This is a genomic window from Pseudomonadales bacterium (assembly GCA_013215025.1).
GTDB lineage: Bacteria > Pseudomonadota > Gammaproteobacteria > Pseudomonadales > DT-91 > DT-91.
Window position 1 is genome coordinate 1 of sequence record JABSRR010000037.1, and the last position, 9,573, is coordinate 9,573.

The window sequence follows — 9,573 nt, forward strand, 5'->3', positions numbered from 1 at the left end:
GGCATCGCTGCGACCTTTATTACCTGAGGGTTCAGACGAACTAAGCCAATTAGATAAGGTGCGTGAAGAGTTTGCGCAGAAAATGCTGCATTCCTTAGAGGCGATGTGGGCCAGCAAGCTAGGGCTTAAGCAATATGACGCTGAGCTGTGTCAGCGCTTGATACAGTTGTTATCTAACTCAGAAGTTGACTATACCGTGTTTTTTCGCGAACTGTCGCAGCTGCCGCACAACGTTGAATCGCTATTACCTAGCTTTTATGTACCAAGTTCTGATCAATATCAACAAAAGTTGCAAAGCTGGTTAAACGATTGGCGGCAAGCCGTAACGGCTGAGTTTGAGGCTGCTGAGGTTTCGGCGCAGATGCTAGCCACTAACCCCAAATATACCTGGCGTGAATGGCTGGTAGTTCCAGCGTATCAGCAGGCGATGCAGGGTGATTATAGTTTGATTAAAGAGCTGCAGGTGGTATTAAGCCAGCCCTATGCTGAGCAATCAGAGGTTATTGCAGATAAGTATTATCGGCTCCGACCCAAACAGTTTATGCACTGTGGTGGGGTATCGCATTATAGCTGTTCGTCCTAGTATGCTGGCGCTTACGCTTGGGCGGTGAAGCTTAGTTTAAAATACGAGAGGCCAGCACTAAGCCGCCTATAATAGCTAGCACAATCATGCCTTTGCTAAGCACCACAGAGGCGCTGCCGCCGATCGCGACCAGCCAGGCTGTGCAAAGTAATAGAAGAAGCGCTGCTGCGATCAGTATTGCCGATAGGCCAAGAAAATATTGCATAAATCACCCACTGTATACTTACTGTCTGTACTGTATGAGAGCCGCCGCCATACTGCAGTTTAGCAGTGCTAAAAAGGCTTATAGCCAACCGTTGTCGCAGCATTAGAGCCTAAAATTAGGCAAAGGTTCCATGATGGCAAGTATGCAGCGGCGCTGCTTTCTTTTCTTTCTTCTTCCTTTAAACGACGCCCTTCGGCGCTGTGATAATAAGCGCTTGTGAATGCTCAGGTGCAATGATCAAGATTCAGGCTGAGGCGGAATATGCAGCCCTGCTATTCGGTTTGAAATTTAGAGATCGGGTTTGTTGGCCTCAGATTGACCAAGCAGTTCATCTTTCCAGCGGGCATTAAATTCTTTTACTTTGGCCAAATACGCAGCGTTTTCGCTGGGGTGTATATCACTGCGATAAATGTCGGCGGTTTCTTTAATCAGCTTTTGGTCACGTGCGTGAAACTCATCGATCATTGCCTGTGCCTGCGTGCCGGAGAAGCCCAGCTCTTCAAATACGCTGCGCCCCATGCGCAATGATCCATCGTAGGTATCGCGAATAATATTGCGGCAACCTAAGGCCCATAAATCATAAACATGAAAACGATCAACCGCCCGCGCAAGCACAGTTACTTGTGGCTGGTGTTGGTAGATGTAGCGGGTGATGTCGGTGATGCTGTCTTTATCATCTATCGCAATCACCAGCAGCTTAGCGTGCTCTATGCCGGCAGCATGCAATAGCTCTGGGCTGCGACCATCGCCAAAATAGGCCTTAATGCCGAATCGAGTAATCATCTCTAAATGTGCGGCACTGTAATCAATCACCGTGGTTTGCAAGCCAGCGGCGCGTACAATACGATTCACTATACCGCCGAAACGGCCATGACCGATGATGATAATAGGGTTTTGTTCGTCAATAGTATCTGCCGCTGGGGCCTGTTGACGCGCTTTGATTGCCTGCAGCTTTTCTAATGCAATAAAGCATAGCGGTGTTAGCAGCATCGAGAGCGTGATCACGAGCAGCAGCTGGGCGGCTAAGTCGGCGGGTAATACATAGTTAGCAACACAGAAAGAAAGCAGTACAAAGCCAAATTCGCCGGCCTGTGCCAGCCCAACGGCCATTAACCAGCGATCAAAGCCCTGCAGTTTGAACACATATGCCAGCCCAAACAGCACGCTAGCTTTAATGATAATCAGGCCTAGTGTGAGGCTGATAATGCTCAGAAATTCGCTGTGCAGTAGCTGGAAATCGATGCTGGCGCCCACGGTAATAAAAAATAATCCCAGCAATAGTCCTTTAAATGGATTAATGTCGGCCTCTAGTTCATGTCGGTAGTTACTGTTAGCAAGTACTACCCCAGCTAAAAAAGTACCCAGTGCTGGAGATAGGCCAACCAAGCTCATAATCAAAGCGATGCCAATCACAATCATCAGTGCGGCGGCGGTGAACATCTCACGCTGGCCGGCCAGTGCGATAAAACGAAATAGAAGCGGCGCTAAATATGAGCCAGCAAATAGCACAAAGGCAATGGCAAGTACGGTGGCTAAACCGACTTGCCAAGCCGCTAAGCCCTCAACCAAGCTAATGCCTGCATCTGAGCTATGTGCGGTACTGGCTTCGGCGGCAAGCTCGGGCAGCGCTAAAAGTGGGATAAGCGCCAAGATCGGAATGACCGCAATATCTTGAAACAGCAGCACAGAAAAACTGGATTGCCCGCCGTCGGTTCGCATTAAGCGTTTTTCGCTCAGCGTTTGTAAGACGATTGCGGTTGAGGATAGGCTGAGTAGCAGCCCAATGGCTAAGGCGGTAGTCCAGCTATAGCCAAGTAATATGGCAATAAGCATGATTGCTGCGCTGCTCAGTATCAGCTGCAAGCCGCCTAACCCCAGCAGTTTATGCCGCATATGCCAGAGCTTTTTTGGTTCAAGCTCAAGCCCAACTAAAAAAAGCATCATGACTACGCCGAACTCGGCAAAGTGTTGTAATGCAATCACGTCGACCTGCATGATATGCAGTATTGGGCTGATGATAATGCCGGCGATTAAGTAGCCTAATACTGAGCCAAGGCCATACTTGTTGGCCAGTGGAACCGCAATCACACTAGAGACTAATAATATCGAGGCTAACAGTAAAGATTCAGTCATGTGTGGTTTTGGTCCAGACGTATTTTACATTGCTGTTTCGCTAATCAAGATTAATTTTTTCTTGCACGGTACGTCGTGATAGGGCGGCCCGACCGACTCGCTGAATAGCTAACACAAAGGCTGCTGTGCGTAAGTCGATACTGAACTCTTTTGAGGTCGCTAACACATCTTGATAAGCAGTGCGCATATATTTCTCAAGTTCGCTGACTACTCGGTCACGCTCCCAACGATATTGCTGAATATTTTGTGCCCACTCAAAATAGCTAACAGTTACGCCGCCGGCATTGGCCAGAATGTCGGGTACAATTAATACTCCACGTTGATGCAGAATATCATCGGCTTCTGGCGTGGTTGGACCATTGGCCGCTTCAACTATAATGCTCGCTTTAACGGCGTCTGCATTGTTAGCGGTAATGGCTTCTTCAAGTGCAGCCGGAATTAATACATCGCAATCACTAATAATGATATCGTCGCGCGAGAAGTCCTCGGCGTCGCTAAAATCTTTGATGCTGCCAGTTGACCTTGTCCAATCAATTAAGGCAGGTATATTCAAGCCGTTATCATTGCGAATAGCGGTATATTGATCAGCGACGGCAACAATTTTTGCGCCTTTTTTATGCATTAATAAGGCGGCGAAGCTGCCCACATTGCCAAAGCCCTGAATGGCAATGCGCTGATTCTCAAGTTTCTTGCCTTGGCTGATAAGCGCCTCTTCTAGAGCATACATAACCCCGCGTCCAGTAGCTTCTTCTCGGCCGTCTGAACCAAATAAATGCAGTGGTTTACCGGTAACAACACCTGGTGAAAAGCCATTATGTTTGGAGTATTCATCCATAATCCAGGCCATAACATCAGCGTTAGTATTGACGTCGGGCGCAGGAATGTCGATGGTTGGGCCAATCACTTCTTTGGTTTGTTCAACAAAGCGACGGGTTATGCGTTCAAGTTCATGCTTGCTAAGGGATTTCGGATCGCAATTAATGCCACCCTTGGCGCCACCAAACGGCACGTTCACAATAGCCGTTTTCCAAGTCATCAAATTGGCGAGTGCGGCCGCATGGTCTTCGTCCATATTGGGGTGAAATCGCAGCCCGCCTTTGCAGGGGCCGCGCGCGGTATTGTGCTGCACCCGAAAGCCTTGGTAATGCATGAGCTCACCGTTATCGGCTTCTTCAACCAATTCGACTTTAATGATGCGATTGGGGGTAAGTAAGATACTGCGAATTTTATCTTTGAGGCGTAATACATCGGCAGCTTTATTAAAATAATGGTGGCTGGCTGAAAGCATTGACATAAATCATCCCTTTTATCAATGTGCTGTGAATCCGGCAAAAGCTATGCTGAGCTCGGCACCGGCTATTCTATCTGCGTCGCTAAGAATATTTGAGTTTATCAGCAGTTTTAAAAAAATCATTACATTTTAATGACTGAACGGGTTACACATTTACTATAAGTTTGATTAGAATCATCAACAGGAAGTTAACAGCGTTTTAAACGGCAGATAATTGCCTTTCGCTGACAGCAATAATAATAACACTTAATTAAAAGGAATTATGGCCATGATGGTACCCTTTTTACGTGATCGCCTGGCGGTTGCGGTTTCTACTGCGCTTGTTTCATCACTATCGAGTACTGTGGTACTGGCTCAAGACGATGAAGCCGGTTTTATCGAAGAAGTAGTCGTTACAGCGCAAAAACGTGAACAAAACTTACAAGACGTGCCCGTCGCGATTACCGCCATTGATGCTCAACAGCTTGACGATAGAAGCATTAAAGATATTGCGGATGTCGGCACCAGCGCGCCGAACGTGCAAATTGCTCCGTCACCGGGCGGTTCAACCGGCGCGACTATTGCGATTCGTGGCGCAACGGCAGTCAACCCGGCTGCTACTTGGGAGCCATCGGTTGGCCTGTATATGGACGGCGTATTTATTGCAAAAAATGTTGGCGGTATTTTTGACGTCGCAGAGTTAGAGCGCATTGAAATTTTGCGCGGCCCGCAAGGTACCTTATTTGGTAAAAATACCACCGGTGGTGCGCTTAGTTTGTATACCCGTAAGCCTGCTGAAGAGATGGGTGGTAAAGTCAAAGTTGCTGCCGGTAATTATAACTATACGGAGTTTGGCCTGACCTTTGATACCGGTCGTATCAGCGACATGCTCAGTGTGATGATTTCATACAGTAAACGCGATCGCGATGGCTTTTATGATAATGAAAACTCCGGCATTCCGGGTGCTGCGCCATTGCAAATTGATGAGTTCAAGAAGTTAGATTCAGAAGCTTTACGAATTTCTGCATTACTAGATATTAGCGACACGGTGGAGTTGCAATATACCTATGATATGGCAGAGCGCGATAACACGGTGGCATTTGGCCAATTTGAGCCTGGGGTTTTAAAAGGTGGCAAGTTTGTTGCCGCCAAGGTGGACCGTGCTGATGAGGGTAGTCTAGACGGGGCTGGTGAAGATACCTCTGATAATTCTGGCCATACCTTGAATATTGCCTGGGATATCAACGACGATTTATTGTTTAAGTCGATCACTGCCTATCGTGAACTGAGCTTTGCTGATCAAAACGACTACGATGGCTCAGCCTTTTTAGGTTTTAATACCAAGCGGGATGTTGACCAGGATCAGAGCTCGCAAGAATTTCAGTTAGTCGGCGTTAGCGGCGACTGGAACTATGTCTTAGGCGCATATTACTTTGACGAATCTGTCGATGTAGAAAATCCGTTTTTTATTAATATTGGTGCGCCTGCTGCAGCCGTGGTGAGAAATTTTTATGGCGCCGATAGCACCTCTTATGCCCTATTTGGTCAAGCTGACTGGGCAGTTAACGACAGTATTGGCTTAAGCTTTGGCTTACGTTGGACACAAGAAGAAAAAGAAGCTTTCGTCGACCACCCCGATGCTGGCGCAACTTTTTCCTTAGCACCATTCTCAAGTAAGGCCGATGAGAGCTGGGACAATGTGTCGCCAACGGTTGTGCTGAATTACTATGTTAATGACGATATCACAACGTACGCTAAAGTGTCGCAAGGTTGGAAAGCTGGCGGCTTTAATGCAGAAGCGGCAACCAAAGAAATTGCCGAAACGCCTTATGATGAAGAGATACTCACTGCTTATGAGTTAGGTTTAAAGTCACAGCTGGCTGACGGTCGAGTACAGGCAAATATTGCGATTTTCCAAAACGATGTGAAGGATGTACAGATCTCGTCTTTTGACCCAACGACGTTTTATTCAAAAGTTGAGAATGCCGGTAAATCAGTGGTACAGGGCTTAGAGTTAGAGACCATAGTAGCCATTACGGATAGCTTTACTGCATTTTTTAACTACAGCTATCTTGATGCCGACTATAAAGATTTTGTTGATCCAGTGTCGGGTGCGCAGCTCAAAGATACCGCGACCTTTGCCTATGCGCCCGAGAACAAAGCAGCATTAGGGCTTGAATATGTTGATAATGTAGGCTTTGCAGAATTACGCGCCCGCTTTGATTATAGCTATACCGATGAGCAGTTCTTCTATCGGGATGAGCCAGGCGCTTTGGTGACGCAGTCTGAAGAGTATGCCATTTTAAACGGTCGCATCGCTCTGGCTGATATTGCCGTTGGCCAAAATAACAGCTTAGAAGTGGGGATATGGGGTAAGAATTTAACTGACGAAGAATATCGTTTAAATGGCATTCCGCAGATTAACCCAGACCCATTCTTTCGCTATTCAGTGAGCTATTATGGTGACCCCAGAACCTTTGGGGCTGATGTAAGCTATAGCTTTTAAGCCATAGTTTAGCTAACAATTAAGTAAAAGGCCTAAATCAGAAATGAAAATCTAGATAAGGCCTTTTACTTAATAAACGGGATAATTGCTTTCCTGGCAGCTGGATAGCTGTCGCCAAATGTTTCTCGATACCATTGATGCGAGCCTACCGCTTGAGCATACAGCGGCAAGACAACCCAAGCCGCATATACCAGCCCAGGTATGCTCCAGCTCATAATGGCAAAGCCAATCCATTCGATACATTCACCCATATAGTTTGGACATGAGACCCACCTAAAACAGCCACCTTGTGGAATTTTATAGCCGGTCTCGCCAGGCTTGCGTAAATTGATCAGTATATTGTCAGACTGAATATTGATGATAAAACCCGTGATAAATAAGCTGAGTCCAATGATAAAGCGAGGATCATACAGCCATTCGATAGGGTAGCTTTGTAAATGGCCAAAATAGTAGCCGATAATATAGCCGTTAATCAGATAGAACAGCATCGAGAGTAGCATCGAAGCGATAGGCATGGTTTTACCTTTTACTTTGATGCGATGGGGGAAAATAATCGCGCGGTTAAAGTAGTGCGCCATAAAGGCTATTACCATCACCACCGAGGTGTTTATTGGTTGATGACCAACCCAATAAAAGCCACCTACAACCAATAGGATGGGTATTTCCATGATAATCCAGCCGGTGCGTTTATCGATGCTACCCAGTTTGCGCATCATGCTATTTTCTACGCGATTGCTCATCGGCAGCTGTTTGGCGAAATGAATGCCTAAGGCGCTGGCAAGACTGAATAAGCCCCAGTAGCTAACCCAGCGAATAAACGTGTCATAATCGACCTGCATTAAGGTATCTAACATGCTTACATCTCTTTAATCGCTTTGCTGTGATTCTAAAGCCTCAAGGGCTTGCTCCCAGTCAGTCTCATAGCCTGACAACTGCTGCACCAGCTTTGCTTCTTCGGTTAAGATAAGCTGCAGCTCAGTTTTGCGCTCTTCACTGTATAGTTCTGCATCACTTAGCTGTGTGCGCAATTGTTGCAGCTGTTGATCAATATCTTCAATGCTTTTTTCTAACTGATCAACCTTTTTCTTTAATGGCGCGAGCTGTTTTCGTTTAGCAGCAGCGTCACTACGCGCTTGTTTTTTATTGCTGGGGGATGTGGCGGTTTGGTTTTTAGTGCCCGACTTTGTCTGTTGCTGGTGCAGCGCATGGTAGTCGTCAAGGCTGCCGGCAAACGATTGTAGTTGGCCGTTTTCAACCAGCAAAAACTCATCTACACAGTGACGTAGTAAGTAGCGATCATGCGATACAAGAATCACGGCACCTTGATAGCTTTGCAAGGCATCCGCCAGGGCCTCGCGCATCGCGATATCGAGATGGTTGGTTGGTTCATCAAGTAATAGCAGGTTAGGTTTTTGCCAGGCGATCAAGGCAAGTGCTAAACGCGCTTTCTCTCCACCCGAGAAAGGTGCAATGGGGCTGACGGCCTTATCGCCAAAAATATTAAAGCTACCCAGAAAGTTTCGTATCTCTTGCTCGCGCGCATCAGGACTAAGACGTTGTATATGTAATAAAGCTGAGGCCTGAAGATCTAACGCTTCAAGTTGATGCTGTGCAAAATAAGCAAGCTTTAGATGCTCGCCCTGACTTTGCTCGCCCGCAATGGCAGGAATTGACTGCGCCAGGGTTTTTATCAGGGTGGATTTGCCCGCACCGTTAACACCCAATAGGCCGAGGCGCTGTCCAGGCAGAATAGACAGCTGACATTGATGCAGAATAGGCTGCGTTTGGTAGCCTACATCAACTGCATGCCAGCTAATCAGGGGGCTGCTAATTTTTTCACTGCAGGGTATTTGGAACTGATATGGCGATTGCGCTCGAACCACCTGAATCTGCTGCATTTTTTCCAGTGCCTTAATGCGAGATTGAGCCTGCTTAGCCTTTGAGGCTTTAGCCTTAAAGCGATCAATAAATTGCTGCAGTGCTTTCTCGCGACGCTGCTGCTGTTTTTGCAAGCTTGCTTGTTGCTGCATATGCTCTGCGCGCTGGCGTTCAAATGCGCTGTAGTTACCGCTGTAAACAGTGAGCCGCTGCTGTTCGATATGCGCAATACGCTGACAGCAACTATCAATGAAATCACGATCGTGAGAAATCAACAGCACTGCGCCGGTAAAACGCTGCAGCCACTGTTCCAAAAATTGAATCGCCTCAATATCTAAATGGTTGGTTGGTTCATCAAGTAATAATAAATCGGCAGGGCAAAACAGTGCCTGTGCCAGATTTAAACGGATACGCCAGCCACCGGAAAAATCACTGACTGCTCGGTCNTANTCNTCATGACGAAANCCAAGGCCGGCCAAAATACTCTCAGCNNGATGTTTACTCTGATAAGCTTCAATCTCATCNAGCGATGCTAACGTCTGACTGATGGCATGATGATCTTCGGCTTGCTCAGCCCGGGCTAATTCGGCTTGCAATGCTCTTAGTTCAGTAAAGCCATCCAGCACATAGTCGCGTGCGCATCGCTTGGTATGCTGAATTTCTTGCGCCATATGGGCAATGCGGCAATGTGGCTGGATAAAAATATTGCCCTGATCAATGCTTAGCTGTTGCAGTAACACTTGAAATAATGACGATTTGCCGCAGCCATTCATACCAATAATGCCCATGCACTGTTTAGCATGCAGTGAAAACGTGGCATTATCGAGTAAGACTTGTCCGGCGCGCTGTATTTGCACGGCTTGTAATTCTATCATGGCGCGCATTATAGCTGATGCGCAGTAAAATAAAGCATTCAATAATAGTATGAGCTCAAAAACATCGGCCGCACTTGATAACCCCTTCTGGCAATTTTCTGTTGCCTGCTATGCGGCACCCGA

Annotated in this window: 7 protein-coding genes; 2 read left to right on the top strand and 5 right to left on the bottom strand. The window is 46.9% G+C overall.

The window, feature by feature from the left end; all coding sequences use genetic code 11:
* The coding region (locus HRU21_04420) for a YdiU family protein (protein NRA41536.1) at positions 1-583 on the top strand (583 nt) is incomplete at its 5' end.
* A gap of 31 nt (positions 584-614) precedes the next feature.
* On the opposite strand, the gene HRU21_04425 is transcribed toward HRU21_04420, so the two are convergent.
* The 3 genes from HRU21_04425 to HRU21_04435 form a co-directional block, all read right to left on the bottom strand.
* The gene (locus tag HRU21_04425; GenBank protein ID NRA41537.1) at positions 615-788 is read right to left on the bottom strand and encodes a hypothetical protein; all 174 of its coding nucleotides are present in this window, start codon (positions 786-788) and stop codon (positions 615-617) included.
* A 288-nt stretch (positions 789-1,076) separates the two neighbouring features.
* On the bottom strand, positions 1,077-2,921 hold the full coding sequence (locus tag HRU21_04430) for a cation:proton antiporter (GenBank protein NRA41538.1): 1,845 nt from the start codon (positions 2,919-2,921) through the stop codon (positions 1,077-1,079).
* A gap of 40 nt (positions 2,922-2,961) precedes the next feature.
* Positions 2,962-4,215 carry a glutamate dehydrogenase gene (locus HRU21_04435; protein NRA41539.1) on the bottom strand — a complete coding sequence of 418 codons (1,254 nt, stop codon included), beginning with the start codon at positions 4,213-4,215 and terminating at the stop codon, positions 2,962-2,964.
* Positions 4,216-4,480: 265 nt separating this feature from the next.
* Here HRU21_04435 and HRU21_04440 point away from each other — a divergent pair, with 265 nt between their 5' ends.
* Positions 4,481-6,697 (top strand): TonB-dependent receptor, encoded by a 2,217-nt coding sequence (locus tag HRU21_04440; protein NRA41540.1) that lies wholly within the window; start codon positions 4,481-4,483, stop codon positions 6,695-6,697.
* Between the two features lie 65 nt (positions 6,698-6,762).
* Here HRU21_04440 and HRU21_04445 read toward each other — a convergent pair whose 3' ends face one another.
* Both HRU21_04445 and HRU21_04450 read right to left on the bottom strand, forming a co-directional pair.
* Positions 6,763-7,551, bottom strand: a complete 789-nt coding sequence (locus HRU21_04445) for a DUF1295 domain-containing protein (GenBank protein NRA41541.1) — start codon at positions 7,549-7,551, stop codon at positions 6,763-6,765.
* 12 nt (positions 7,552-7,563) lie between these two features.
* Positions 7,564-9,450: an ATP-binding cassette domain-containing protein gene (locus HRU21_04450; protein ID NRA41542.1), complete on the bottom strand. Its 1,887-nt coding sequence runs from the start codon at positions 9,448-9,450 to the stop codon at positions 7,564-7,566.
* Between the last annotated feature and the right edge of the window lie 123 nt (positions 9,451-9,573).